We start from the raw sequence: 25,345 nt of genomic DNA on the forward strand, positions 1-25,345 counted from the left end.
CATGCACCTCAAAAAATAGAACCTTTCGGCATCTGTTCCATCATCGATTTCAAGCTATCTGGCAAACACGTCCTTTTGTTAAAGATAGGGCGAGCCCAGCCACAGGATGCGATCGAACAGACGGATGACGAATGGCCGCGCCCGCAATGCTTCCAGCGTGACAGGGACGGCCGTCTCGATCGCCGCCGCGATCCGCTTTTCGACCTCGCTGGCGAAGCCGGCGTCGAGTACCTCCAGGTCGATCTCGAAATTGAGCCGTAGCGACCTGGCGTCCAGGTTGGAAGACCCGACATAGGCCCATGCGCCATCGATCGAAAGCAGCTTCGAATGGTCGAAAGGTCCTTCCGTGCGCCAGACGCGGCAATAGTGCTTCAGAACCTGGTCGAATTGCGCCGTCATCGCACGGTCGACAAGGAAAAGATTGTTCACCGCCGGCACCACGATATCGATTTCGACACCGCGTCTTGCCGCGGTCGTCAGAGCGCTGATCAGTTCGCGGTCCGGCAGGAAATAGGGCGACATGAGGCGGATCGATTTGCGCGCAACGGAGAAGGCGCCGATCAGCAGCTTGTGATTGGTCTCGACGCTGGCGTCCGGGCCGGAGGCAACGGCCCGCACCAGCATGGGCGTGGCGGGCGCCGGCGACAGCGGGGCAATTCGCCAGGCATCGCCCTTCAGCGCCTCGTTGCTGGCGAAACGCCAATCTTCGGCGGCAACCGAAAAGAGGTCGGCTACCACTGGACCGGTCACGCGAAAATGCGTGTCCCTGGAACTGTTGGAACCGGCAAACTCGGCGGAAAAACCCTTGCGAATGTTCATGCCGCCGGTAAAGGCAACCGTGCCGTCGACCACCAGGATCTTCCGGTGGGTCCTCAGATTGGCATAGGGCAGGTGCAGGCCCATGACGATGTTGCCGTTGAAGAGCCCGGCGGTGACGTCGGCGCCGCGCAGGTGGCCCAATATGCTGGGTACGGAATAGCGGGCGCCCACGGCGTCGATCAACACGCGCACGCTGACGCCCCGCCGGACGGCCCGGGCAAGGGATTCCACGAAGAGCAGGCCGACGGGGTCATTGTCGAAAATATAGGTTTCGAGCAGGACGCTGCGTTCGGCGCCGTCGATGGCCGCGCACATCGCGGTATAGGCTTCGTCGCCTGTTTCCAGGACCGTGATGGCGTTTCCCGGATGAAGCGCGCGCCGCGCGACCCTGTCGCCCAGCGTCCTGAGGCCGATGAAGCGCGGCCCGTATCGTTCGATGATCAGGGCCTCCTCGGCGGCAATGTCGCGATCGTGCCTGGCGGACGCCAGATCGCCGGCAAGCGAGCGCTGTGCGCTGATCGAGGCGCGACGGATGCGGTTGATGCCGGCCACGGCATAGATCAGCACCCCCAGGATCGGCGACAGCACCATCACGCCGACCCAGCCGGTGGCGGCCCGGACGTCCTCCTTGGTCATGACGGCATGGGCAATGCCAACGCTCGCGATCACCACCGAGATGATCGCCAGGATTTGAGGCCAGTGAGTCGCCAGGCTCTGCAGCATGGCCGGAACTATCCAGCGAGCGGATACAGAAGGCAATGCGGCCGGTCATTCGCCGCGTTCCCATGCTTCCGCGGGTTATCGCGTCCGCACGCCGGCTACGCGCTGGCGGCCATTCATGATCGCGTCAGACCGCGCGCCCTTCGCCGTCGAAGAAATGCAGGTGCGCGGGGGCTGCGTCCAGGCCGATCTCGGCGCCGATCTCGGGCGCCGTTCCTTGATTGTGGATGACAAGACAAGTCTGGCCCGCGTCCAATTCCACGTGGATGAGCGTGACGGCGCCAGTGTATTCGGCAAGCTTTACCTTGCCGCGCAGCGTGGCGGACGAGGGCTGGGCCAGCGACAGGTGCTCGGGCCGAACGCCGATCGAGACGGCCGCCGCAGGCACGGACGCCCCGTGGGTGATTGGCCGCCCATCGGCGAGCGGCAGGATGTTCATCTTCGGGCTGCCGATGAACTGGGCGACGAAAATGGTTCGGGGGCTGTCGTAGAGCTCGCGCGGTGAGCCGACCTGTTCGATCCTTCCGTCGCGCAACACCACGATCTTGTCGGCAAGCGTCATGGCCTCGATCTGATCGTGCGTCACGTAGATCATCGTCGTCGACAGGCGCTGGTGGAGCGCGGCGATCTCGGAGCGCATGTGCACACGCAGTTCGGCGTCGAGGTTCGAAAGCGGCTCGTCGAAAAGGAAGACGTCGGGATTGGCGACGATGGCGCGGCCGATGGCCACGCGCTGGCGCTGCCCGCCCGACAGCTGACGCGGGAAACGGTCGAGCAACGGCTCGAGCTTCAGCGTCGCGGCGGCCTCCGAGACGCGCCGGGCTCGCTCGCCGGCCGGCACTTTGCGGACCTTGAGGCCGAAGCCCATATTGTCGCGGACGGTCAGGTGAGGGTAGAGCGCGTAGGACTGGAACACCATGGCCACGCCGCGCCTGGCGGCCGGAACCTCATTGACCAGACGGCCGCCAATGTGGAGTTCGCCCTCGCTGAGATGCTCGAGGCCGGAGATCAGCCGCAAGAGCGTCGACTTCCCGCATCCCGACGGGCCGACGAAGACGACGAACTCGCCATCCTCGATCTCGAGATCGACGCCACGGATGACCTCGACCGTTCCGAACCGCTTGCGGATGTCCTTGAGCAGAAGCTTTGTCATGACTCCCCTTATCCCTTGACGCCGGAGAGGGCGAAGCTCTCGATGATCTGGCGCTGGGCGATCAGATAGATGATGAGAATGGGAACCACGGCCAGGCTGGTCGCCGCCAATTGCAGATTCCACAAGGGCAGGCCGTAGCTGTCGTTGAAGTTGGATAGCGCCAGCGGCAACGTGAACTTTTCGAGCGAACTGAGGAAGATCAGCGGCTCGAGGAAGAGGTTCCACGAATGCAGAAAGGTGATGATCGCAACCGCGGCGAGCGCCGGCCGCGCCATGGGCAGGGCGATCTTCAACCAGACGCCGAACCGCGACAGGCCATCCATCTTGCCGGCTTCTTCGAGTTCCCTGGGTAGCGCCAGGAAGAACTGACGCATCAGGAAGGTCGCCACCACGCCCTGCGGGCCGAAGACCGGCAGAAGGATGAGCGGCCAGTGCGTGTCGATCAGGCCCATGGCGCGGATCAGGAAGAAGTTAGGGATGATGGTGACCTCTTCCGGCACCATCAGCGCCATCACCAGGAACAGCATCAACAGCCCGGCGCCGGCAAAGCGGATGCGCGCCAGCGCGTAGCCCGCGAGCGAGGCAATGAACAGGGTCAGCACCGTCGCCGTCGCGGCGATATAGAGCGAGTTGAAATACTGCCGCGCGAAGGGCTGATAGGTGAACACTTCCGCGAAGTTCTCGAAGCGCCAGACGCGGGGAATCAAGGTCGGCGCGCCGAAGATTTCGGTGGTGCTCTTGAAGCCGCCGGAAATCATCCACAGGAACGGGAACACGAAGGGCACGGCCAAAAGTAGCAGCGCCATGGTCCAGCAGATGCGATAGAGAATCTCGGTCCGGCGCTGGGTCACTCCATCTCCTTCCGCCGCAACATCACCTGCACGAGGGTGAGCGCCATCACGATGACGAACATGATCAGGGCCAGCGCGGCCGCGTAGCCGACGTTGAAGAATTTGAAGCCTTGCTGATAGATGTAGAAGGCCAGCACCAGGGTGCCGTTTTCCGGGCCGCCGCCGGTCATCTGGTAGATGTGGTCGAACACCTTGAACGAGCCGATCGTCGTCAGAACCATGATGACCAGCGTCGTCGGCGCGAGCAGCGGCCAGGTGATCATGCGAAAGATCTGCCAGCGCGAGGCACCTTCCAGCGCGGCTGCCTCCTCGTAGTCGCGCGGTATCGACTGGAGCGCCGCGATGTAGAGGATCATGTTGAGCCCGACCATCTTGATGACGCGGGTGACGATGACGGCCGCCATCGCCCAGTTGGGCTCGCGCAACCAGTTCGGGCCATCGATGCCGATCCAGGCGAGCATCTGGTTCACGGCGCCGCCTTCGCCCTGCAGCATGAATTTCCAGACGATGGCCCAGGCGATCGCCGATGTGACCACCGGCGCAAAAAAGACCGTGCGAAAGAAGACGACGCCGAAGAACGGCCGCGAAAGCGCCAGCGCGAGGGAGAGCGCCAACGCCATGTTCAGGGGAACGAGCCCCAGCGCGAAGACTACGGAATTGCGCACGACATGCCAGAAGTCGGGGTTCTCCAGCAGCGCATTCTGGAAATTGCGAAGCCCGACGAAGGCCGCCTGCTGGCTGAGCAGGTTCCACTCGGTCGTCGAATAATAGAAGATGGCGACCAGCGGCCCAAGGAAGAAGACCAGGAAGCCGATCAAGGTCGGGCTGACGAACAGCCATGCCTCCAGCATCTCCCTGGCCTTCAAGCTCAGCCACGGCGCGCTGGCAGGGCGCGCCGCATTGTCCCGGGATGCCATGCCGGCCATGAACCGAAATCCTGTCAGAGCAATGGCTGAATGGCGGCGCAGACGCCCTTCAGCGCCTCTTCGACATTGGCGTCGGCCCGCCACAGCGCGTCGACGCGCGGCGCCATCGCGGCGAATATCTGCGGCACATGCTCATGCGAAGGGTGAACGCGGCCGTTGACGATCGCTGCGGCGACGCTTTTCATCTGCTCGGGCGGGATCAGCTTGTTGGAGTTGACGAAGGCGTCGCTCTCCAGGACGCTCTTGCGGGCCGGCGGAAAGAACTGGGCCATGACAGCCACATTGTCCTTGCTGGTCATGTCGGCCACCAGTTGCGCGGCAAGCTCCTTGTTCTTGCCGGACGCAAAGACTGTCAGCGCGGCCTGGCCGATGACCGGAGCTTCGCCGGCGGGTCCCGAAGGCAAGGGGGCGATGCCCCATTTGAAGCCTGCCTCGGGCATCTTCGAGGCTCGCGAGATCTGGTTCACGGTCATCGCCGAATTGCCGGAGAAGTAGTCGCCCTGCTCTCCCGGCGGCACGATCGACCTGTCCTTGAACACCATATCATGGAGCTGCTTGATGGCAGCCACCGCTTCAGGCTTGTCGAGGCCGCACTGGCCGTCGGCCCACAGATCGCCGCCGTAAGCGCGCACGGGCGGCAGCAAGGCGTGCGTCATACGCGATGCGTAACCTTCGCCATCCTTGAATTCGAAGCCCCATTTGCCGGGATTGGCCTCGGTGATCTTCTTGGCGACCTCCTGGAATTTCTGCATGTTCCACTCGCCCTTCGCGGCGAACTGGTTGGGATATTCGACACCTGCTTTGTCGAACATGTCCTTGTTGTAGTAGATCAGGAAAGGCGAGGTGGAGAAGGGCACGCCGTAGACCTTGCCGTCCTTCTGCCAGAGCGCCATGGCGGGCTGGGAGAAATCGTCGAAATTGTATCCCTCGGTCGCCTTGAGCGTCGGGCCGATGTCCATCAGCAGCCCGGCGTTCTCGAAGGCGGGTGCGGCATCCTCCATCATCCAGGCGATGTCGGGGGCGTTGCCCCCGGCGACCTGGAAAGTGAGCTTCTGCGTGTAGTCGGCGACCGGAACGGTCTCGAATTTCACCGTGACGCCCGGATGCTTGGCGATGAAGCCCTGGGCGATGCCGTTCAGCATCTTGAGGTGGGCCTCGCTGCCCGTCCACACGGTCACTCGGAGTTCCTGGGCCAGCGAGTGCGCCGACAGGGCGCACAGCGCCAAGGTCGATAGTGCAAGCTTGATTGCGGTCTTCATGGTTTCCTCCCGAAACGCCGATGGTCCAATCAACAACTGCGGGCGCGCAACGAACGGGCCGGCAGGCGGCGGCGACTTGTCATGCCGTTGTCCCCGGCAGCGCGCCGGGCGCGTCGCCGATCGTCCAACCGCCGTCAACGGGCAGGTCAGCCCCGGTAATGTAGCCGGCGGCGTCGCTGCACAGAAAAACGAAGGCGCCGACGAGGTCGTCGGCCTGGCCGTGGCGGCCGGCGGGAATCTTCGCGGCGACCGCTTGGCGGAAGGCGGCGTCCCGGTAGCGCTCGGCCGTTGCCTCCGTCTCGATCGCGCCGGGCGATACCACATTCATGGTGACGCCATGCGGCGCAACCTCGCGCGCCAGGGCGCGCACCGCCGTAAGTTGCGCCGCCTTCAGCGAGGCATAGACGATCGTTTCCGCGCGCGGACGCCTCGCCATCACGCTGCCGGTCGCGACCACGCGTCCCCATCCGCGCTTGGCCATGGCGGGAACGAGCCGCGTGGCCAGGGTAAGCAGGGCCGTGAAGTTTGCCGCCACATGGGCCTGGATATGCGCTTCGTCGATCTCGCTCCATGCACGGCGCCGCTCGATCGCGCCGTTCGAGACGAGGATGTCGATGGGCCCGGCGCCGGCGGCTTCATCGGTAAAGGCCGACATTGACTTGCTATCGGTGAAATCGGCCTCGAGAACCGCGGTGCCCGGGCCGATAGCGGCAGCCGTTTCGCGCGCGCCGGCGGCGTCACCGAAGTGATGCAGCGCGACGCTGGCGCCATGCTGCGCCAGGGCGATCGCAACCGCGCGCCCGATGCCGGAGCTGGCGCCGGTCACCAGCGCCCGCCGTCCGGCAAGGGAAAAACGGTCCTTGCTCACGGCGACGGCTCCCCGAGCTTGCCGGCCACCTCGAACGAGGCGATGTCGGCCGCGTCGAAATGCTCGTGAATGCGCCGGTCCGCGAGATCGGTGTCGCCCGCCATGATCGCGTCGTAGATCGCCTGGTGCCGTTCGACGGTGGCCCGCCAATCCGTTTCCGTGCGGTTGGAGCGCTGGGAGAACAGTTCCGAAACCTCGCGTTGGACAGACCGCATCCCTTCCATCTGAATACGGATCATGGAGTTGCCCGTGGCCGTCGCGAGGCCGAGGTGGAACAGAATGTCGGCTTGCGTGAAATCGCCAGGCCTCCCGATGCCGGCGTGCATGTCGAGCACGGCCTGGCGCATCATTTCCAGGCCGCGCGGATCGCGGCGCTCGGCGGCCAGCCTGGCTATGCCAACCTCGATGACGCGGCGCATCTCGTTGGCTTCCTGAAGCCGCGTCAGGCTCGAACGGACCGCATAGGCGTAGATGCGCTCCATCGGCTCGCCGCTGAGTGCCTTGGCGCGGGCAACTTTTCCTTGCTGGGTCGAAACGAGGCCGGCGCTGGTCAACTGGCGCAGCGCCTCGCGTGCGATGGGCTTGGAGACGCCGAATTCCCGGGCGATCTCGCCTTCAGGCGGCAGCGCTTCGCCAGGCGCGATGCGTCCGTCGAACAACGCCGCGGCGATCGCATCCGAGACGCCGTCCGCGAGGCGGGAAGGGCTCGCGAGTTTCGCGGAGAAAATCGGCTTGCGTGCTTCGTCCAGGGGCATTCGGAATCCTTTCCGAGCTCACTAGCACGGTTTTCCCAAACATAGCAACTAAGTTTTTTGGTTGCTAAGTTTACAAGTGAAAGCTATGAAGGCGGTGCGAGAGGACCAAGGGAGAAATCTGGAGCCGATGCACGTGAGCGATCCAATCGCGGCGGGGCCGCTGAAGATTGCCGAGGTGATTGCCCATCCCCTCAGCCAGACATTGCCCCGGCCCACGGTCACGTCCTGGGGCGTCTATGAAAAGGTCTCGCTGGTCCTGGTCGAAGTGCGCACGAGCGAGGGCATTGTCGGCGTAGGCGAAACCCTGGCGCGGTTCTCGCCCAAGGCTTATGTCGAGCTGATCGAAAGCTCGCTCAAGCCGCGCCTGCTCGGCCAGGACGCGCGCAACATCGGCGCCCTATGGCAGTCCATGCGCCGCGCGCTTTCGGGCAGGGCGGGCGGCGTGCTGATCGAGGCCATCGCCGGCGTGGACATCGCGCTATGGGATATATTGGGCAAGGCGACCGGACAGCCGATCGCGAAGCTTCTCGGCGGTGTCGGACGCGACCGCATCGACGTCTATGCCGCCGCGGTCAACTGGGTCGACGACGATGCCGCCGACGCTGAACTCGATCGTTATCTCGGCGAGGGCTTTACGCGCATCAAGGTTAAGATGGCGCGGCCCGTGCGCGAAGCCTGCAAACGGATCGAGCGCATCCGCAAGCGCGCCGGCGATGCGATCGGGCTCTGCGTCGATGCGAACTGGGCCTACAATCTGGACGAGGCGGTCGAGGTAGGTCGTGCGCTTTCGGCAAACGGCTATTTCTGGTTCGAGGAGCCGCTGCAACCGGAAAACGAGCAGGGTTATGAGGAACTGCGCCGGCGCTGCGACGTGCCGCTGGCCGCGGGCGAGAGCAATTTCACGTTGGACCAGGCGCAGCGCCTGATCGCCAACCGGACGTTGTCCGTGCTGCAGCCCGACGTGGCGCGCGCGGGCGGCATCTCCGAGACGCGTCGCATGGCCGACTACGCCGCGGCGCATGATGTCCGCTACGCGCCGCATATCGGCATGTCGGGCATCGTCTGCGAGACCGCAAGCGTCCATCTGGCAGCCGCGATGCCGAATTTCGGCGTCATGGAGTGCGAGTGCGACGCCAGCCCGTTCAAGACCAGTCTGGCCGATCTCGCGCCCGGTTGCGTCAGGCAGAAGAACGGCACGCTGGACGTCCCGCAGAAACCGGGGCTCGGCATAGAGATCGACTGGGACGCCGTCAAGAAACTGAAAGCCGGATGAGGCCGAGATGAAGAACCAGGTTCCAAACCAGGGCGCTGACCTCGCCGAGGCGATGCGGCTGGCGTTGTTGCGCGCGGACCCCGCGCTCAGCCGCTTCGACCCGCTGCCGCGGATATTGTCGTTCGACGATTTCGCGCGCGGCCATTGCGGCTGGTCGCAGCTTGTCGGCAACTATGAGGACGATCTGGACACCATGCTGCCGGGCTACGCGCAACATACCAGCGCCATGCTGTCGACGCTCGCGCACTGGGACGCCGGCTCACACGGGGGGATGGATTCATCCTATGCGTTGAAGGTTGCGACACGTCCCGCGCCGGGAGCCCGCAACGTCGCCATCAAACGCCACACATTCAGGAAGCGCGGACCGATCCGCTTCGAAATGTATTTCACCTTCAAGCCCGAAGCTAATGCGCTGAAGCTGTCCGAAACCGATGTGCGCTCCGTCGGCTTCCTGTTCGACCTGCAGGGCGGAGACCAGGATGGCAACAGCGATCGGGTCATGCCGCATCTGCGCTTTTTGAACGCGCTCGACGGCCAGCACTTGCAAAAATGGCAATACAAGCGCGAGACCGAGAAGATCATCCCGATCGGCAGCGACGACAAGACGATCAGCCACTATCACCTGTCGCCGGAGGGATGGCTCGACCTTCCCGGCGGATCGCAGCGCCTGTGCTACAACGAGATCCCCACCAAGGTGAACTGGACTTATCTGTGCTTCGATTTCGATCTGGAATCGATGACGGCGCTCGGGCTGCGCTGCAACGATCGCAGCTTCGATCTCTCGGGATTCGATTCGATCCGCATTCCGGCGATGAAGAACCTGTGGTGCATGCTCAATTTCGGCCTCTTCGCTGAAACCGACGTTGCCAAACGGGCCTTCCTCTATGTCGATTCCATCTGCATTTCCGGAGACTTCTGATGCTGCCCGAGAACATCACCGCGGTCGTCTCGCGCAACGAGCGCTGGCGCGGCGAGGCCGCCAGCGAGCCTTACGAGGCAGGATGGGCGCGCGAGGCGATCTTCTTCGTGCGCGCGTTGAAGCAACCTGTCGGCCCTGCGGCAACGGCGTGGATCGAGATCTCGCCGGATGGAATGCACTGGCTGCGCGAAGGCACCGAGTTTGTCATGCCGGCCGAGCGCGACGGCATGGCAATGGCGCGGCTTAGCCATTTTGGCAACTGGCTGCGCGTCGCGGCGCGTTTCGACAGCGGCGCGGAGTGCAGCGTGCTCGTGACGCTGCACCTGAAGGCCTGAACACGCCTCGCCAACCTTACCGCCGGCCAACCCTTACTGTTCACGGAGACATCATGATGGGCCCCTATGCGACGTTTGCCCAGGACAGTTTTGCTGGCAAGACCGTGCTGGTGACCGGTGCCGCGAGCGGCATGGGTTTCGAGACCGCCCGTGCCTTTCTCTCCAAGGGCGCCGAGGTCGTGATGTGCGACCGCGATACCGAGGGGTTGGCGAAGCGCCATGACGAATTGAGCGGAACGGCCGGGACACCACCGCACAAGGTGGTGGCCGACATGGGCGACCCCGACAGCATCGCGCGCATGTTCGACTATTGCGACGCCAAGCTGGCGCGGCTCGACAACGTCGTGACCTGCGCGGCGATCATTACTGCCAAGAGAATCGCGGAGCAGGATTGGGCGCACTGGCAGCGCGTCCTCGGCGTCAATCTACTGGGCACCTTCTTCACCGTCCAGGGGGCGGTGCAGCGCATGCAAGGCAATGCCGGCGGGGGGAATATCGTGTGCGTGGCCTCCGACGCCGGTGTGCATGGCGGCGGCGGGCTCATCGCCGACACCGCCTATGCGGCGTCCAAGGCCGGCACGCTGTCGCTGGTGAAGTCGGTTGCGCGCGAATTGGCGGGAAAGAAGGTGCGCATCAACGCCCTCAATCCGGGGCCGACCGATTCGCCGATGCATTCCCATATCGACCAGGCTCTCAAGGACCGCATCGCGGCCAATTTGCCGATGCGCCGCATGGGCCGGCCCGACGACATGGCCGCCGCGATCCTATTTCTTTGCTCGGACGCCGCGAGCTTCGTCTATGGCGCGGCGCTCGACGTTGATGGCGGCTCGATGTTCCGCTGACCGGCACCGCCAAGCATGGTGACCGGCGTTAGCACCGGTCACCGCGCCCTGCCGGCGGCACGACCTACGGAATTAGGCGCTCTCCATGACTTTGCTCGGAACCTGACATACTTGAAACCGAAGGTTCGGCGAACGTTCTCCTCAGGCGGAAATGCCGCCTCTGCCCGTCTTGATCCCCGCCATCCAGGGTATGGAGGTCGAGACGTCTTCAAGGATCCTGGCCGAGCGCGCAAAGCCGGCAAAAGCATCGCGTGCCAGCGAGGCTGGGACATGGCCGTCATAGGCGCGTTGACACGCGCGCAGGGCGGTTTCGAAAATCGGGCCTCTGCGGTTCCGGGGCCAATTCTGCAGAAACTCGAATGCATCTTCGAGGCACGCTACTTCCTCGATCATGAAATCCCCGTTCTTCACCAGAACAGGCTGCTCGAACATTTTGTCATTCATGAACTTCCTCCATTGGCTGGATGCTTTTGAGGGGTTGGCCCCAACCCCTTCATTGGGGCAGTTCATCGTTTCACGAGACGCCGAACTGCTCTAACTGTTTGTTTCTACGTAATCTCCAGGGAAAAAGCGGTATGCGCTTTTCCCGGGATTGCTCTAGGCTGCTTCAGGTTCCGGCAGGGAAAATGCCCCGCCACCGCCTGCCCTCGGCGGGATCGCCGCGCAGACCGGGCTCGGAGGTGGATCGTCATCATCGTCTTCACCTCGGGTGCCCGCGATCCAGCGGGACCAACTCCCTCGACGGAAGCGGCCGAAAGAACGCCGCTGGGACCGAGACGCCGCCCTGTGCGGCGGATGCCCTTGCTCGCGCTCATCCAGTGCCTTCAGCGCGCGAAGGATCTCATCCATATTCATGACCGAGCCGTCATCCAGCCTGCGCAGCGACGGAGCGTCGTCAACCGCATGCGCGTCCGAGGCCCATGAGGCAAGCAAGGCACGCTTCGCCTCAAGGCTCATGGTTGAGCAGTTGAGAACGTCGCCGGGGTTTTTCGGCACCGGCGAGACGTCGATGCGGGTCGGTTTTCTTGTGCCGGCTTGAAGAAAGATATCAGCTTCGCTTGTCATCTCCGTTCTCCGCAATCTTGGCTTCCCGGCGTTGCCGGGACGCGGACCGCAGGTTGTTGCGACATTCTATGCCGCCTTGCGCGACACATCCTGGCTTATCGACTTCGTTGTATTTTCAGGGTCGCGGACGCCAATCTCGATGCGACGCGGCTTGAGTTCTTCGGGCACCTCACGCACGAGCTCGATGGCGAGCAAACCGCAGTTCAGCGTCGCAGCCTTCACCCTTACGTGGTCGGCCAGCCTGAAGGCCTGTCTGAAATTACCTATCGCAAGGCCTTGGTGGAGAACTTGCCGCTGTTCTGGATCTGGCTTCTTGCGTCCGGTAACGCACAGTTCGGCGCCGTTCTGCACGAGTTCGAGCTCGTCCAGGTCGTAGCCTGCTACCGCCATGGTGATGCGGTAATTGTTCTCATTCTTCTTTTCAATGTTGTAGGGAGGCCAGTCCGAGCGAATGCTGCTGTCGAGCATGTCGAAAAGACGGTCGAAGCCGACCGTCGTGCGGTAAAGGGGTGCAAAATCCACGCTTCTCATATCCATATCCTCCGAAAAGCAACATGGGACGCCGCAGGTGTCGCGACGCCTTTTTCATCGAGCCGAAGCCTCGACGCGAAACGATCTGGGAACGGCCAGAAATCTCTTCAAGAGGGGTCCCAAAAATTTTTTGATGCTAAGTTGCCATGCAAGAACAGTGGCTTGCGGTAGTTCTGCCGCACGACCCTTTCACTCTTGCAACAGCAGGATCTGCCCCGAAGCGGTACATGGCCCGAGACTTCCGCGATGGTCGGGGCGCCGATACCGATCGCACGGACTCGGCAGAAGTATCCCTATGCAGTGTCGCCGCGCACGTCGCCATCCGTCGCGGACGTGGGGCGAGATCGGCTGTGCCTACGCTTCCTCGGAAACTTCGCTCATCATGGACTTCAGCGGTTCCTCGCCGACATTGTCCTCGATCTGGTCGTGTCCAGGCGTGTCCGGCAGCGCCTTGCGGAAATTCCTCGCATAATCTGGCGGCATCCTGGGCGGCATCATTGGCTCATAGGCGTCCACGACGGCCTCGATGATCACCGGTCCCTGCGTGGCGAAGGCCGCCTCAAGCACGCCCTCGACCTCTTCCGGCCGCGAGACGCTGTAGCCGATGCCGCCCATGGCCTCGGCGGCCATGGCGAAATCGATGGGCTGCAGCTCGCAGCCGAATTGCGGATTGCCAAGGAACATCATCTGCTCCCAGGCGATCTGGTTCAGCATGCCGTTCTTGAGCACGAGGACCTTGAGGGGAATGCCGTGCCGTACCGCGGTCGAGAATTCGCCGAGTTGCATGGCAAGCCCACCATCGCCAACCACTGTGAAGATAGGCCGCCCCGGAAAGGCAATGCCGGCGGCAATCGCATAGGGAAGGCCGCAGGCCATAGAGGCGAGCGCTCCAGAAACCCCGAATGCCTGTCCGGCCTTCATGTCGATGTGCCTGGCAGCCATCTCGGTATTCTGTCCTGAATCGGCTGCCAGGATCGCGTTCTCGGGCATACGCCTGCCGAATGCCTTGACCACGAGTTGCGGCTTCAGCGGCACATCCGGCTTGGCTTCGGATAATGCCATTGCATCGCGCCAGCGGGTCATTTCCTGCCGCGCCTTTTCCAGGAAGGAGCGGTCGCTCTTGCGCTCGAGGCGTTCGTTGAGAAGACGCAAGGTGTCGGCGGCATCGCCTACGAGCCCTGCCTCGACGGGGTAGCGCAGGCCGATCCTCTGCGCGTCACGGTCGATCTGGACGCCGCGCGCCTTGCCGGGTTCGGGATAGTATTCGATGTAGGGGAACGTCGATCCGACAATCAGCAGGGCGTCGCATTCGCTCAGCGCATCCTGCGAGGCGCGGGTGCCGAGAATGCCGATGCCGCCAGTCGTATTCGGATGGTCATCAGGGAGCACGGCTTTGCCGAGCAGCGCCTTGGCGACGGGCGCCGCCAGCAGGTCCGACGCGCGTTCGAGTTCTTCGCGTGCGCCGAGTGCGCCGCGCCCGGCCAGGATAGCGACTTTTTTCGCCGCATTGAGAATCTCAACCGCCTGGTCGAGCTGGTCGGCAGCCGGAAGCCGGCTGCCTTCGAACCATCGATCGGGGGTGTGGGAGGGCCGGTTTCGCTTCGAGCGGTCCGCCTCGGGCAACTCGTTTTCCTGTACATCGCTGGCAATCGACAGATGGGCGACGCCGCGCCGGGCAAGAGCCGAGCGGCAGGCGAGACCCGCCAGGTTTTCCATGTGGGCGGCATCGGAGACCTGCGCGTTGAAGATCGCGACGTCGTTGAAGGCGCGGGTCAGGTCGACGTCCTGCTGCGTAAAAGTCTCGATAAGGTCGTGGAACTGCATGCCGGTGATGGCAAGCACGGGAGCCTGGTCGAGCTTGGCGTCATAGAGGCCGGTAAGGAGGTGTGTGCCCCCCGGTCCCGAGGTGGCCAGGCAGACGCCCAACCTGCCGGTCCATTTGGCATAGGCGCACGCCATGAAGGCGGCAGATTCCTCGTGCCTGACCTGGACGAACCGGATGCGGTCCTGACGGGTGCGCAACGCCTCCATGATGCCGTTTATGCCGTCGCCCGGCAGGCCGAAGACGACCTCCACTTTCCAGTTGATCAGCGTGTCGACGAGGATTTCGGCGGCATTGGGCATGGCGGATTTCCTTTATTGAGCACGCCGGCCTCTCGAACCGAGAGGAGGTTCAGTGTTTCGTATCGGGATCGGGACAGAGCTGCCGTACGTCCGCAGGCAGCGAGGCGCGGATCTTTCTGATCTGGCCGGGGTCGATATGATGAAAGAGGACTTTGAAGACCGATTGAACCGCAGCTTTCGGGTCGACGGGACGCGTATCGTCCATGCCCTGCTCGACGGGGCCGAGAAACTCTTCCAGGGAACGGCTCTTTTGCGGCATGCGTGACGGCTCGAACTGCTCATAGTAGGTGCCGCGCACGAGCAGCGGCAACTGCGCTCCAAGATGCGAAGCCATGTCGACCGGCAGCCGGTCCCTGACGGTGCGCAGGACGACGCCGAGCAGGTGCCAAGCGAACTGGCGATCCTGTCCGTGGTCGGCCATGATCTCGTCCAGCCAGACGTTGGTGGTTTGGGTGGTCTTGTCGAAAATCTCGAGTCCGGTAGCGCTCATCGCCGCCTCCTCAATCGAATCGCTCACCCGCAAAACCCGTCGGCAAAACCATCGGTGGCAGGGAAAGTTTCATGCCGGGCCGAAATTTCTTCGCTTCGGCAGTTCACGCGAGATGCTGCACCGGCTGTCGCAGTCGCTGTCCGACGATCACAACGGCCGGAGCGTCCGCAACGTGATCGAATAGCGATGCTCTTTCATCGGCGGTATGCTGTGCTCCCACTCGGTCCGGGAGGCGCCCGCCATCAGATATGCGGATCTCGGCTCGACCGTGACGGTTTCGCGGTCCCATTTCGCACCGTTCCTGCGGCGCAGGCGGAAACTGCAAGCAGCCAACAGCGACACTCCGGCGACAATGCCGAAGTGCGGCTTGTCGCGATGCCATCCGATGCCGGCGCCCGGCCGATATTCGTTGATCAGGACCTGCACGAAATCGGCGGCAGGCAGGCCGGCAAAGCCGGCTACCTTGTCCCTCAAGGGCAGCAAGAAACCTGGTATGGGCGGCGCCTCCATCACCTGGCGCCGCTCATAGTCGTAGCGCAGGCCGAAGCCTGCCACGCGCCTATTGGCGAGATAGCCGTGGAAATCGAATGGCTGGAAGGACAGGCTCTCGAGCTCCCGCACCAGTTCAGCTTCCTGCGCCGGCGTGATCAGTTCGGGCCGGTAACGAAATCCTTCCGGTAAGCTGTCGGGCGCACCAAAGAGGTCGTCCTGGCGAGGGTCCGTGGGATTGCTGGATCGGGGCGATGGCATCGCCTTTAGATGGTGAAATCCGCGGCTGAGGCAAGATTTCCCCGGCCGGCTGCGTGGGGCGGCTCGCATTTGATGGGAACCTCGACTTCGCTGTCGGATTATTCAATGCGGGCGGCACGCATCGTATTTCAACCAGCTTTGCCAAGGAGAAACTCGTGCGGGCAATGCGTAGCCGGCCTGAACAAGGAGAGCTCGATCTCATCGACCGTTATTGGCGGGCGGCGAATTTTCTGTCGGTCGGACAGATCTATCTGATCGACAATCCGCTGCTGAAGGAGCCGTTGCGGCCGGAGCACATCAAACCTCGCCTGCTTGGCCACTGGGGGACCACGCCCGGGCTGAATTTCATCTACGTCCATCTCAATCGCATCATCAGGCAGCGTGATGCCGACGTGATCTACATTTGCGGCCCAGGCCATGGTGGACCGGGGATGGTCGCCAATACCTATCTCGAAGGGACCTACAGCGAAATCTATCCCGAGGTCAGTCGCGACGAGGATGGGCTGCGCAAGCTCTTTCGCCAATTCTCCTTTCCGGGCGGCATCCCGAGCCATGCCGCCGCGGAAACGCCGGGGTCGATCCATGAGGGCGGCGAACTCGGCTATGCGCTGGCTCACGCCTATGGCGCCGCGTTTGACAACCCGGACCTCGTCGTGGCCTGCGTGATCGGCGACGGCGAGGCGGAAACGGGGGCGCTGGCAGCCTCCTGGCATTCGAACAAATTCCTCAATCCGGTCCATGACGGCGCTGTCCTGCCGATCCTTCATCTCAACGGCTACAAGATCGCGAATCCGACGGTGCTCGCCCGGATCGACGCGCAGGAGTTGCGAAGCTTGCTGGCTGGATATGGCTATGAACCTTTTTTCGTCGAAGGCGACGAACCGCGGGCGATGCACCGGCTGATGGCCGAAACGCTCGATACTGTCTTCGATCGGATCGATGAAATCCAGAAGGAAGCGCGCGAGACCGGCAGAGTGGATCATCGGCCCCGCTGGCCGATGATCGTGCTGAGAAGCCCGAAGGGCTGGACCGGCCCGAACGAGCTGGATGGCAAGAAGGTCGAGGGTTTCTGGCGCGCGCACCAGGTGCCGATCACCGACCCGCGAAACGATGCAGGCCATCTCGCAGCTCTGGAAAATTGGATGCGCGGCTATCGGCCCGAGACGCTTTTCGATGAAGCGGGCAGGTTTCGAAACGAGCTACAGGCCCTGGCGCCGGACGGCGAGCGGCGCATGGGCAGCAATCCACATGCCAATGGAGGGATGCTCAAGCAGGAGTTGCGATTGCCGGATTTCCGCCACTTCCGGGTCGCGGTCCCGAAACCCGGCGGCGCAAGGGCCGAGGCGACGAAGCTCATGGGAGCGTTCATCGAGGAGGTCATACGGCTGAATGCCGATGCCCGCAATTTCAGGCTCATGGGACCGGACGAGACATCGTCAAACAGGCTGGACGCCGTGTTCGACGCGACCGAGCGCGTCTGGATGGAAAAGATCGAGCCTTATGACGAGCATCTGGGGCGCGACGGCCGCGTCATGGAGGTGCTGAGCGAACATCTTTGCCAAGGCTGGCTGGAAGGATACCTGCTGACCGGCCGGCACGGCCTCTTCTCATGCTACGAGGCGTTCATCCACATAGTCGATTCCATGTTCAACCAGCACGCCAAATGGCTGAAGGTCTCGCGCGAACTTGCCTGGCGGCGGCCAATCGCGTCGCTCAACTATCTGTTGACCTCCCATGTGTGGAGGCAGGACCACAATGGCTTCAGCCATCAGGATCCCGGCTTCGTCGATCTCGTCGCCAACAAGAAGGCGGACATCGTGCGCATCTACTTCCCGCCGGATGCCAATACGCTGCTCTGGGTCACGGATCACTGCCTGCGAACCTACAATCGGGTCAACGTGATCGTTGCCGGCAAGCAGCCGGCTTCCCAGTGGCTGCCGATGGACGACGCCATACGTCATTGCGAGGCCGGCATCGGGATCTGGGATTGGGCGGGAACCGAGCGTGGAGGGGAGGATCCCGACGTGGTGATGGCCTGCGCGGGAGACGTGCCGACGCTGGAGACGCTCGCGGCTGTCGACCTTCTTCGCCGGGCGATACCGGATCTCGCCATACGCGTCGTCAACGTAATGGACCTGATGGCGCTGCAACCCAAGGAGCAGCACCCCCACGGCCTGGCGGACGCGGAATTCGACAGGCTGTTCACGACCGGCAGACCGGTGGTCTTCGCCTACCACGGCTATCCCTATCTCATTCACCGGCTGACCTACAAACGGGCCAATCACGACAACTTCCACGTTCGCGGCTACAAAGAAGAGGGCACGACGACCACGCCCTTCGACATGGCGGTGCTCAACGAACTGGACCGTTTTCACCTAGCCATCGAGGCGATCGACCGGGTGCCGGGGCTGAGCGCCAGGGCAGCCGATGCGAGGGCCCGATTTGCCGACGGCCTGAACGAGCACACGCGCTATGTTCGCGAACATGGCGAGGACATGCCCGAGATCCGGAACTGGGCCTGGCGCGACAAAGCGGGCGCGGCGGATGGTTAAGGCTGTGCCCGCCGGGGAGTGCCGCTCGTGACCAGCGCAATACTCGCCCTCAATGCGGGCTCGTCCAGCCTGAAGTTCGGCCTGTTCGAAGCCGGATCACAGGAGGGGCCGGTGCTCACGGTGAGCGGTGCGTTCGAAGACTTGGATGACGAGCCAAGCCTCGTCGCCAAGGACGCGTCGGGCAAATCCATCTTCAAACGCGCCGTCAAGCCCGCAAGCCCGCCCGTAGAGGTTCTCCTGCGGGACTTGTTCGATGTCCTCGATCCGCATCTTGCGCAGGCTCCGCTGAGCGCGGTCGGCCATCGCATCGTCCATGGTGGCAAGCGGTTTTCGACTCCGGTCCTGCTGACCGGCGAGATCGTCGAGGCGCTCGACGCGCTGACGCCGATGGCACCGCTCCACCAGCCGGCCGGCCTGGCGCCGGTTCGTGCGATCTCCAAACTGCTGCCCGGCCTACCCCAGATCGGTTGCTTCGACACCGCCTTTCACCGCACGCTGGAGCCGCCCGTCAACCGCTATGCGCTGCCGCGCGAGTTCGAGGAAAGCGGGATCCGCCGTTACGGCTTCCACGGCCTTTCCTACGAATTCGTCGCAGGCCAGCTGCAGGCGCTTTCGCCCGGACTCCGGGGCAAGCGTTGCGTGGTCGCGCATCTCGGCAGCGGATGCAGCCTGTGCGCCATGCGCGAAGGCAGAAGTCTCGACACCACCATGGGGTTCACCGCGCTTGACGGGTTGATGATGGCCACGCGGCCGGGCGCCATCGACCCCGGCGTGCTTCTCTACCTTCAGCAGGCGCGCGGCATGTCCGTGAAAGAGTTGGAGACCTTGCTCTATCACAAGTCCGGCCTGCTCGGCGTTTCGGGAGTGTCGGCAGATGTGCGGACCTTGCTTGGCAGCAAGGATCCTCGTGCGGCGGAGGCGATCGATCTCTTCACGTTTCGGATCGCCCGCGAGATCGCGGCGATGGGAGCCACGCTCCAGGGTATCGAGGCGCTGGTGTTCACGGGAGGGATCGGAGAGCATTCCTGGCAGATCCGTGAAGCGGTTTGCGAGCGCCTGCGATGGCTGGACGTGTTGCTCGACGCGAATGCAAACCGGTCGGGAAAAGGGCGGATCACCGGCGAGGGCAGCGCGGTCGATGTTTACGCAATCGCCACTAACGAAGAATTGATCATCGCCCGCCAGGTGCTGGCGACCGTGCCGATCTGACCGCTGAACTCGGTCCGCGGCGACCCGCCGGGACCATCAGGCAGGAACCTCCGGCCTTGGGGATTGTTTATGGGCCAACCAAGAGTTGATATGGAAGGACTTCCTCATGGCAAGGGAGAATCCGGCTTCCACGGCCAGCATCGCCGGCCATCCCATCCATCCGATGCTCGTGCCCATTCCCATCGCCTGCTTCGTCGGCGCATTGCTGACGGACCTGAACTACTGGCGGACGGCGGAGATGATGTGGGCGAATTTCTCCGCCTGGCTGCTGACGGTCGGGGTGATCGTCGGCGTGCTGGCCGCCATTGCCGGCTTCACCGACTTCCTGGGCGATCGCCGGGTGCGCGCACATAAAACGGCGTGGCTGCACATGCTGGGCAATGCGCTGGCGGTCATACTCTCCTTCTTCAACATGCTCATACATACCCGTGATGCCTGGACCTCGGTCCTGCCGACAGGCCTGATCCTGTCGGCACTGGTGGTACTCATCCTGATATTTACCGGCTGGCTGGGCTGGGCCCTTGTCTACCGCCACCACGTGGGAGTGGCCGATGAAACCGTTTGATCGATCCGGCAAGCGACGCGCTTATGGTACAGGGCTTGCGTTCCTTTGCTTTGCCACGCTCGGCACTGCCGGCTGCAGCGACGACGCCGCCGACCCAAGCACTCAGATCGGCCCCAACCCGAATTTGCCGGAGATAAAGCAATATCTGTTCCCGCCGATGCATCTTGCATCCGTCGTCGGTTGGAAGAAGGACGAAACGCCGACGGTAGCGCAGGGCCTGCAGATCCATGCGCTGGCGACCGGGCTTCAGCATCCGCGCTCGCTCTACATCCTGCCGAACGGCGATGTGCTGGTCGTCGAATCGAAGGCCCCGCCGGAACCGCCAGCCAAACGGCCGAAGGACATTGTGATGGGCCTGATCGAATCGCTTGTCACCTCGGGCGGCGATACGGGACCGAGCAACCGCATCACCTTGCTGCGTGACAGCAATGGCGACGGCGTGCCTGACGTCCGGGATGTGTTCCTCGATCACCTGAATTCGCCCTTCGGCGTCGCCCTGGTGGGAAACGACCTCTATGTTGCCAACACCGACGCGATCATGCGCTACCCCTACAAACCAGGCGACACCAAGATCACCGCGCCGGGTGTCAGGTTGACGGAATTGCCGGGCGGTCCGATCGATCATCATTGGACCAAAAGCCTCGTCGCCAGCCCGGACGGTTCGTTGCTCTATGTCGGCGTCGGTTCGAACAGCAACATCACCGAAAATGGCATCGGCGCGGAAAAGGATCGTGCCGCGATCTGGCAGGTGGACAGGGCCACCGGACGATCGCGCATTTTTGCCAGCGGATTGCGCAATCCGAACGGCTTGAGCTTCGAGCCGCAGACCGGAGCACTCTGGACCGTCGTCAACGAGCGCGATGAACTTGGGCCAAATCTGGTGCCGGACTACATGACATCGGTGAAGGATGGCGGCTTCTACGGCTGGCCGTACAGCTATTACGGCCAGCATGTCGATCCCCGGGTAATGCCGCAGCGCCCCGATCTGGTCGCCAAGGCGATCGTTCCCGACTATGCGCTGAGCTCGCATGTGGCACCGTTGGGCATGGCCTTCTACACCGGAACCAGCCTGCCGCAGACATATCGAGGCGGCGCCTTTGTCGGCGAGCACGGCAGCTGGGACCGTCCCGGGCTGAATGGCTACAAAGTCGTCTTCGTGCCATTCAGCGGTGGCCGTCCGAGTGGCATGGCTCAAGACGTCGTCACAGGTTTCCTCAACGACCAGGAGGAGGCGCGTGGTCGGCCGGTCGGCGTTGCCATCGACAAAACCGGAGCGCTGCTGATCGCGGACGATGTCGGAAACACAGTGTGGCGCGTCACACCCTCGGGGTGATGATCGCTGCTTCAGGCATGTCGCTCTCCCGCCGGTCGGCATCAAGCTCGGTCCGCCTTCGTCCCTTTGGCAGGATGTCACGAAATATTACGTGAGGGAACGTCGGCGCCGAAATCTGCATTCTCCGGGGGAGACGACCGTCGTCTCGAAGTTGGATTGAAAGGAGAATTACCATGCCCAATCAAGGTGGTAGCCACGAGCAACATGTGAAGGCGGGCCAGCAGAGCCACAAGAACACGGAAAACAAGAACCGCCAGCAGCAACAGGCCGCAGGCAACAATGAGCGGCAACAGGGCGACGGCTCCAACATGCGGGGCGGCTCGCACGAACAACATGTAAAAGCGGGCCAACAGAGCCACAAAAACCGCTAGGCATTTCAGCCAGGCGCGCTGACGCTCGCTCCGTATCATGACATGAGAGAGGCCCATCCCGAGGAATCGGGATGGGCTTGTGTCTACCCCGGCTCAAGGTCAGTCCGCGGGAGCAGTGTAACGGCGGCCAATGGCCTCGGCGATGGCCGCGCGGCTCTCCTGCATGTCCGTGCCGGTATCCGTTTCTATGTCCGCCACCTCGTCGGCGAGGGTCTTGTCCTTGATCTTGCTGCGGAACCATTTCGAATAGTCGCCGGCGCGCAGGTGATGTTCCCAGGTGCGATCGTCGATGCCTTCTGCGATGTGAAGGAACATCATCAGGTTCTGCGCTTTCAGGTTAAGCGCTCCGTCCGGCCCCCGGAAATAGAAGCTGTTGTCGCCAAGGTCGCCCTCGGCATATTTGCGCATGTGCCGCTTGCGAACCTGGCGGGGCCGTTCGACCTTGACCGTCCTGATCGGCTCGCCCGATGATCGTTTCCAAAACAGGACTTCGTCCTTTGGCGGCGGCACGGCGCCGTCGGGGACGTCGATGCCGGTGGCGGCACAGAAGCTTGCGACGATCTTGTCGGCTTCCGGTCCAAGCGCCAGGACGGTTTCGACGCCAGCCAGGACGTCGCGCGAAACCAGATCGGGGTGCACGGTGATCAGGATGGTCGCGGGGAGGCTCTTGGGCAGCGCGAAAGACGCGCCGTCACGGGCCTGGGGCAAGAGATGATGCGCCTCATCGATGATCAGCCAATGCGGTCGGCCGGTGCGCGCGCGAATGCTGGCCATGTCCGGCAGCAGCTTGGCAAAATTGCCGGGCCGTTCGGCGGTCTTCAGCCCCAGCATGTTGACAGCGACATTGTTGGTTGGCTTGGACAGAAGATCGAAGACCTCACGCGAGATCGGCGGGGTCTTGGCGTCGCCAACCACCACCACATTCTCGAGTTCCTGATAGTCGCCTTCGGGGTCGAGAACGCAAAACTGAAAACCCTTCTCGACAAAGCGCTCGGTCAACGCGGTGGCAAGCGTGGATTTGCCGATTCCGGATGTGCCGGCCAGCAGCACGCCGCCGCCATGCGGTGAAAGGTGCACCTGCGCGCCCGATATGTCGGTTCCCACTTCCACATGTTGGCGAGCCGTCTCCACGAAGCCGGCATCGCGCGATATGAGCTGTTCGATCAGTTCCACCACGCCGGCACCTCGAGGGCTGGCTGTGACGAAATCCGCCGTCTCCTTAACGGTCGGCAATGCGTTGGCTACGGCGACGCCGAAGCCGACGGCGCGCAGGAATGCATGGTCGTTCTCGGCATCGCCGACACCGACGACGTTGTGGGCGGAAAACCCCAATTCCTCGAGTGCGCAGGCAAGGCCGGTGGCCTTGTTGACCCCGCTTGGCAGCACCATCACCGCGCCCTTGTTGAAGATGATCTCGAGCTCAAGTCCAAGCTCCTTGATCTCCGACAGCACGGCGGCTTCCTGTGGTTCCCAGGTGGCCACGACGCAGCGTCCGACCGACAGGGGCGCGACCCCGCGACGCTTCAGCCGGTCGACGAATTCAGCCGGGGGCGCCGGCGCCAAAAGCCGCTCCTTCTTCGAAGCGGGCGTATAGATCAACGCGCCGTTTTCGGCGACCACCCTATCGAAGATGTCGAGTGCCGGAAAGACCCGCTCGAGATCGGCAAGCTCGCGGCCGGTCACCATGATCAGCTTGCGGCCCGTCTGCTTCAGCCGTTCGAGCGCAGCATAGGTCGCATCGGAGACGACCCCGTCTTCGGCGAGCGTGCCGTCATAGTCTGTCGCTAGGGCAAGAACATACATCCTGGATATCGTCTGCGCTTGAAACCAGACACCCCGATCGCCCGAAGGCAGCTTCGGCTGTTCGGGCTAACGATGCCCAATGGCGATGGTTCCATGCAGGGAAACGGCCCATGCAATCATATTGAAACCCAGGACTCCGCGGGCAATTTTGCCCGTCGCGCCCGATTTCCTTCAGACCGCGACGCGACCATGGCGGAACCAGGCAGGGTTCCCGCTGTTAACAACGCGGGCGATCAATCGGTGGCCGAAGTGTGGGAGCCATGCGTGCCATGATCAACGATCCGTTGCCGGGAACTGTTCCGGCATCCCTTCCCGCGATCGACGCAAAGGCCGCCCCGACGCTCAAGAACGCCGAGGCGGAGGTGTTCTATACCGAAGCCATTCGCGAACTCGCCGCCACCGACATTCCTTTCCTTGTCGCCGGAACCTATGCGGTAAGCGCCTACACCGGCGTCATCCGTCAGACCAAGGATCTCGATATCTTCTGCAAGGCAGGCGACTTCTCGCGCATCCTGGCCCATTTCAAGCAGCTCGGCTACGCGGTCGAGATCGAGGACGACCGGTGGCTTGGGAAGGTCTTCAAGGGCACGCATTTCTTCGACATCATATTCGCCTCGGCGAATGGAACGATGCCCGTGAGCGACCAGTGGATGGAGCATGCCCGCCAAACCGAACTGCTGGGAAGCCGAGTGAGGATCGTCGGCCCGACCGAGCTCATATGGTCCAAATGCTTCATCCAGGACCGAGGGCGTCATGACGGGGCGGACATCGCCCATACGATCCTCAAGGCGCAGGACCAGATCGACTGGCACAGGCTGCTCTCCTACCTGGAAGTCCACTGGGAAGTGCTGCTGATGCAGATTCTCAGTTTCAGATGGATCTATCCGAGCGAGCGCGACCGCATCCCCACATGGCTGCTTGACGAACTGCTCGACCGCCTTGCCAAGCAGCGCCAATTGCCTTCCCCCAGAATGAAGATCTGCCGCGGGCGCCTGCTTTCGCAGACCGATTACGAAATCGACGTCAAGGAATGGGGCTTCGCCGGCGTCGGCGGTACAGGAGAATTTCGTGATGGCTGAACGGACCGAAGACGCTCCGGCGATGGAGGGCACCGCCACGATCAAGGTGGCGGCCGTTGGCGACCTGCATGTGAAGGAGGACGCCCAGACATCGTATCGCGATCTCTTCGGCGAAATGTCGCGCGAGGCCGATATCCTCGTTCTTCCAGGCGATCTGACCAATCTGGGCAAGCCCCGCGAAGCCGAGATCCTCGCCGAAGACCTGCGCGCCTGCTCTATCCCGGTGGTCGGCGTGCTCGGCAACCACGATTATGAATCCGGTGCGGTCGAGGACGTCGCGGAAATCTTGCGTCAAGCGGGCGTCCATCTCCTCGACGGGCAGACGACCGAAATAGAGGAGGTCGGTTTTGTCGGCGTGAAAGGGTTCGTCGGGGGGTTCGGTTCACGCATGCTCGGCTCCTTCGGCGAGCCGGCCATCAAGTCGATGGTCGCCGAGAGCGTCAGCGAGGCCATGCGGCTTGAGAACGCGATGCGCCAGGTTCGCGCAAAACGCACGCTTGTCATTTTGCACTACGCTCCGATCGTCGAGACCATCGCCGGCGAACCCCTGGAGATATTTCCGTTTCTGGGCTCGTCGCGGCTGGCGGAAACGATCGACCGGTTCCAGGTCAGTGCTGTCGTGCACGGCCATGCGCATCGGGGAAGCTATGAGGGCCGCACGCCCGGCGGGGCGAGGGTCTACAACGTCGCCATGCACGTTTCCAAACCGACCGGCCGACCCTATGCCTTGCTTGAAATCTGACGGAGTCGGGA

25 protein-coding genes are annotated in these 25,345 nt (G+C 63.0%); 11 read left to right on the forward strand and 14 right to left on the reverse strand.

All coding sequences use genetic code 11. From position 1 onward, the window contains the following. Positions 1–78: 78 nt before the first annotated feature. The 7 genes from FJ946_RS12590 to FJ946_RS12620 all read right to left on the reverse strand — a co-directional run bounded on the left by FJ946_RS12590 (position 79) and on the right by FJ946_RS12620 (position 7,351). Positions 79–1,542 (reverse strand): phosphatidylserine/phosphatidylglycerophosphate/cardiolipin synthase family protein, encoded by a 1,464-nt coding sequence (locus FJ946_RS12590; RefSeq protein WP_140566301.1) that lies wholly within the window; start codon positions 1,540–1,542, stop codon positions 79–81. Between the two features lie 124 nt (positions 1,543–1,666). Further along, positions 1,667–2,692, reverse strand: a complete 1,026-nt coding sequence (locus tag FJ946_RS12595; RefSeq protein ID WP_140566304.1) for an ABC transporter ATP-binding protein — start codon at positions 2,690–2,692, stop codon at positions 1,667–1,669. Between the two features lie 8 nt (positions 2,693–2,700). After that, a complete protein-coding gene (locus tag FJ946_RS12600) occupies positions 2,701–3,543 on the reverse strand; it encodes a carbohydrate ABC transporter permease (protein WP_140566307.1) in 843 nt (280 codons plus the stop codon). Then, positions 3,540–4,460, reverse strand: coding sequence for a sugar ABC transporter permease (locus FJ946_RS12605; protein ID WP_140566368.1), 921 nt, complete (start codon positions 4,458–4,460; stop codon positions 3,540–3,542). Before FJ946_RS12605 ends, FJ946_RS12600 begins: the two co-directional genes overlap by 4 nt. A gap of 23 nt (positions 4,461–4,483) precedes the next feature. Then, a complete protein-coding gene (locus tag FJ946_RS12610; RefSeq protein WP_140566309.1) occupies positions 4,484–5,728 on the reverse strand; it encodes a sugar ABC transporter substrate-binding protein in 1,245 nt (414 codons plus the stop codon). Positions 5,729–5,807: 79 nt separating this feature from the next. Further along, positions 5,808–6,596 carry an SDR family oxidoreductase gene (locus tag FJ946_RS12615; protein WP_140566312.1) on the reverse strand — a complete coding sequence of 263 codons (789 nt, stop codon included), beginning with the start codon at positions 6,594–6,596 and terminating at the stop codon, positions 5,808–5,810. Next, on the reverse strand, positions 6,593–7,351 hold the full coding sequence (locus FJ946_RS12620; RefSeq protein ID WP_140496166.1) for a FadR/GntR family transcriptional regulator: 759 nt from the start codon (positions 7,349–7,351) through the stop codon (positions 6,593–6,595). The genes FJ946_RS12615 and FJ946_RS12620 overlap by 4 nt, the downstream gene beginning before the upstream one ends. A gap of 133 nt (positions 7,352–7,484) precedes the next feature. Between FJ946_RS12620 and FJ946_RS12625 the strand changes: the two genes are divergently transcribed. The 4 genes from FJ946_RS12625 to FJ946_RS12640 are packed head-to-tail and all read left to right on the forward strand — an operon-like array spanning position 7,485 to position 10,720. Further along, positions 7,485–8,624, forward strand: a complete 1,140-nt coding sequence (locus tag FJ946_RS12625) for a mandelate racemase/muconate lactonizing enzyme family protein (RefSeq protein WP_224684726.1) — start codon at positions 7,485–7,487, stop codon at positions 8,622–8,624. Between the two features lie 52 nt (positions 8,625–8,676). Beyond that, the gene (locus tag FJ946_RS12630; RefSeq protein ID WP_140522704.1) at positions 8,677–9,543 is read left to right on the forward strand and encodes a DUF6772 family protein; all 867 of its coding nucleotides are present in this window, start codon (positions 8,677–8,679) and stop codon (positions 9,541–9,543) included. Beyond that, positions 9,543–9,878, forward strand: a complete 336-nt coding sequence (locus FJ946_RS12635; RefSeq protein ID WP_140496164.1) for a hypothetical protein — start codon at positions 9,543–9,545, stop codon at positions 9,876–9,878. Before FJ946_RS12630 ends, FJ946_RS12635 begins: the two co-directional genes overlap by 1 nt. Before the next feature lie 53 nt (positions 9,879–9,931). Continuing rightward, entirely contained in the window at positions 9,932–10,720 is a 789-nt protein-coding gene (locus FJ946_RS12640) for an SDR family oxidoreductase (protein WP_140566314.1), read from the forward strand. Between the two features lie 141 nt (positions 10,721–10,861). On the opposite strand, the gene FJ946_RS12645 is transcribed toward FJ946_RS12640, so the two are convergent. The 6 genes from FJ946_RS12645 to FJ946_RS12670 form a co-directional block, all read right to left on the reverse strand. Further along, positions 10,862–11,164 (reverse strand): DUF982 domain-containing protein, encoded by a 303-nt coding sequence (locus tag FJ946_RS12645; RefSeq protein WP_140496450.1) that lies wholly within the window; start codon positions 11,162–11,164, stop codon positions 10,862–10,864. 153 nt (positions 11,165–11,317) lie between these two features. Continuing rightward, positions 11,318–11,785 (reverse strand): hypothetical protein, encoded by a 468-nt coding sequence (locus FJ946_RS12650; protein WP_140566317.1) that lies wholly within the window; start codon positions 11,783–11,785, stop codon positions 11,318–11,320. 66 nt (positions 11,786–11,851) lie between these two features. Next, the gene (locus tag FJ946_RS12655) at positions 11,852–12,316 is read right to left on the reverse strand and encodes an Hsp20 family protein (RefSeq protein ID WP_140496161.1); all 465 of its coding nucleotides are present in this window, start codon (positions 12,314–12,316) and stop codon (positions 11,852–11,854) included. A 354-nt stretch (positions 12,317–12,670) separates the two neighbouring features. Beyond that, positions 12,671–14,440 (reverse strand): thiamine pyrophosphate-dependent enzyme, encoded by a 1,770-nt coding sequence (locus FJ946_RS12660; RefSeq protein ID WP_140566319.1) that lies wholly within the window; start codon positions 14,438–14,440, stop codon positions 12,671–12,673. Positions 14,441–14,489: 49 nt separating this feature from the next. Continuing rightward, entirely contained in the window at positions 14,490–14,930 is a 441-nt protein-coding gene (locus tag FJ946_RS12665; RefSeq protein WP_140566322.1) for a DUF2267 domain-containing protein, read from the reverse strand. A gap of 147 nt (positions 14,931–15,077) precedes the next feature. Beyond that, positions 15,078–15,680, reverse strand: a complete 603-nt coding sequence (locus tag FJ946_RS12670; RefSeq protein WP_140566325.1) for an alpha-ketoglutarate-dependent dioxygenase AlkB — start codon at positions 15,678–15,680, stop codon at positions 15,078–15,080. A gap of 164 nt (positions 15,681–15,844) precedes the next feature. Here FJ946_RS12670 and FJ946_RS12675 point away from each other — a divergent pair, with 164 nt between their 5' ends. The 5 genes from FJ946_RS12675 (at position 15,845) to FJ946_RS12695 (ending at position 21,710) form a co-directional block, all read left to right on the forward strand. After that, positions 15,845–18,232: a phosphoketolase family protein gene (locus FJ946_RS12675; protein WP_140566371.1), complete on the forward strand. Its 2,388-nt coding sequence runs from the start codon at positions 15,845–15,847 to the stop codon at positions 18,230–18,232. Positions 18,233–18,259: 27 nt separating this feature from the next. Then, the gene (locus FJ946_RS12680) at positions 18,260–19,441 is read left to right on the forward strand and encodes an acetate/propionate family kinase (protein ID WP_140566328.1); all 1,182 of its coding nucleotides are present in this window, start codon (positions 18,260–18,262) and stop codon (positions 19,439–19,441) included. Positions 19,442–19,547: 106 nt separating this feature from the next. Beyond that, the gene (locus tag FJ946_RS12685) at positions 19,548–20,006 is read left to right on the forward strand and encodes a DUF2231 domain-containing protein (protein WP_140496157.1); all 459 of its coding nucleotides are present in this window, start codon (positions 19,548–19,550) and stop codon (positions 20,004–20,006) included. After that, positions 19,993–21,339 carry a sorbosone dehydrogenase family protein gene (locus FJ946_RS12690; RefSeq protein WP_140566331.1) on the forward strand — a complete coding sequence of 449 codons (1,347 nt, stop codon included), beginning with the start codon at positions 19,993–19,995 and terminating at the stop codon, positions 21,337–21,339. Before FJ946_RS12685 ends, FJ946_RS12690 begins: the two co-directional genes overlap by 14 nt. Before the next feature lie 173 nt (positions 21,340–21,512). Then, a complete protein-coding gene (locus tag FJ946_RS12695; RefSeq protein WP_140566334.1) occupies positions 21,513–21,710 on the forward strand; it encodes a hypothetical protein in 198 nt (65 codons plus the stop codon). Between the two features lie 99 nt (positions 21,711–21,809). Here the strand turns inward: FJ946_RS12695 and FJ946_RS12700 are convergent, their stop codons facing one another. Further along, the gene (locus FJ946_RS12700) at positions 21,810–23,513 is read right to left on the reverse strand and encodes an HAD family hydrolase (RefSeq protein WP_140566337.1); all 1,704 of its coding nucleotides are present in this window, start codon (positions 23,511–23,513) and stop codon (positions 21,810–21,812) included. Between the two features lie 269 nt (positions 23,514–23,782). Between FJ946_RS12700 and FJ946_RS12705 the strand changes: the two genes are divergently transcribed. Continuing rightward, positions 23,783–24,592: a nucleotidyltransferase family protein gene (locus tag FJ946_RS12705; RefSeq protein WP_140496153.1), complete on the forward strand. Its 810-nt coding sequence runs from the start codon at positions 23,783–23,785 to the stop codon at positions 24,590–24,592. Next, positions 24,585–25,334: a metallophosphoesterase gene (locus FJ946_RS12710; RefSeq protein ID WP_140496152.1), complete on the forward strand. Its 750-nt coding sequence runs from the start codon at positions 24,585–24,587 to the stop codon at positions 25,332–25,334. The genes FJ946_RS12705 and FJ946_RS12710 overlap by 8 nt, the downstream gene beginning before the upstream one ends. Positions 25,335–25,345: the final 11 nt, after the last annotated feature.

Source organism: Mesorhizobium sp. B2-4-7 (assembly GCF_006442685.1).
Classification (GTDB): Bacteria; Pseudomonadota; Alphaproteobacteria; order Rhizobiales; family Rhizobiaceae; genus Mesorhizobium.

Excerpts from the sequence above, each read along its gene's own strand:
- FJ946_RS12590 (WP_140566301.1), bottom strand. The coding sequence starts at position 1,542 with ATGCTGCAGAGCCTGGCGACTCACTGGCCTCAAATCCTGGCGATCATC.
- FJ946_RS12595 (WP_140566304.1), bottom strand. The coding sequence starts at position 2,692 with ATGACAAAGCTTCTGCTCAAGGACATCCGCAAGCGGTTCGGAACGGTC.
- FJ946_RS12605 (WP_140566368.1), bottom strand. The coding sequence starts at position 4,460 with ATGGCATCCCGGGACAATGCGGCGCGCCCTGCCAGCGCGCCGTGGCTG.
- FJ946_RS12610 (WP_140566309.1), bottom strand. The coding sequence starts at position 5,728 with ATGAAGACCGCAATCAAGCTTGCACTATCGACCTTGGCGCTGTGCGCC.
- FJ946_RS12620 (WP_140496166.1), bottom strand. The coding sequence starts at position 7,351 with ATGCCCCTGGACGAAGCACGCAAGCCGATTTTCTCCGCGAAACTCGCG.
- FJ946_RS12630 (WP_140522704.1), top strand. The coding sequence starts at position 8,677 with ATGCGGCTGGCGTTGTTGCGCGCGGACCCCGCGCTCAGCCGCTTCGAC.
- FJ946_RS12635 (WP_140496164.1), top strand. The coding sequence starts at position 9,543 with ATGCTGCCCGAGAACATCACCGCGGTCGTCTCGCGCAACGAGCGCTGG.
- FJ946_RS12640 (WP_140566314.1), top strand. The coding sequence starts at position 9,932 with ATGATGGGCCCCTATGCGACGTTTGCCCAGGACAGTTTTGCTGGCAAG.
- FJ946_RS12645 (WP_140496450.1), bottom strand. The coding sequence starts at position 11,164 with ATGAATGACAAAATGTTCGAGCAGCCTGTTCTGGTGAAGAACGGGGAT.
- FJ946_RS12650 (WP_140566317.1), bottom strand. The coding sequence starts at position 11,785 with ATGACAAGCGAAGCTGATATCTTTCTTCAAGCCGGCACAAGAAAACCG.
- FJ946_RS12655 (WP_140496161.1), bottom strand. The coding sequence starts at position 12,316 with ATGAGAAGCGTGGATTTTGCACCCCTTTACCGCACGACGGTCGGCTTC.
- FJ946_RS12660 (WP_140566319.1), bottom strand. The coding sequence starts at position 14,440 with ATGCCCAATGCCGCCGAAATCCTCGTCGACACGCTGATCAACTGGAAA.
- FJ946_RS12665 (WP_140566322.1), bottom strand. The coding sequence starts at position 14,930 with ATGAGCGCTACCGGACTCGAGATTTTCGACAAGACCACCCAAACCACC.
- FJ946_RS12670 (WP_140566325.1), bottom strand. The coding sequence starts at position 15,680 with ATGCCATCGCCCCGATCCAGCAATCCCACGGACCCTCGCCAGGACGAC.
- FJ946_RS12675 (WP_140566371.1), top strand. The coding sequence starts at position 15,845 with ATGCGTAGCCGGCCTGAACAAGGAGAGCTCGATCTCATCGACCGTTAT.
- FJ946_RS12685 (WP_140496157.1), top strand. The coding sequence starts at position 19,548 with ATGGCAAGGGAGAATCCGGCTTCCACGGCCAGCATCGCCGGCCATCCC.
- FJ946_RS12690 (WP_140566331.1), top strand. The coding sequence starts at position 19,993 with ATGAAACCGTTTGATCGATCCGGCAAGCGACGCGCTTATGGTACAGGG.
- FJ946_RS12695 (WP_140566334.1), top strand. The coding sequence starts at position 21,513 with ATGCCCAATCAAGGTGGTAGCCACGAGCAACATGTGAAGGCGGGCCAG.
- FJ946_RS12700 (WP_140566337.1), bottom strand. The coding sequence starts at position 23,513 with ATGTATGTTCTTGCCCTAGCGACAGACTATGACGGCACGCTCGCCGAA.
- FJ946_RS12705 (WP_140496153.1), top strand. The coding sequence starts at position 23,783 with ATGATCAACGATCCGTTGCCGGGAACTGTTCCGGCATCCCTTCCCGCG.
- FJ946_RS12710 (WP_140496152.1), top strand. The coding sequence starts at position 24,585 with ATGGCTGAACGGACCGAAGACGCTCCGGCGATGGAGGGCACCGCCACG.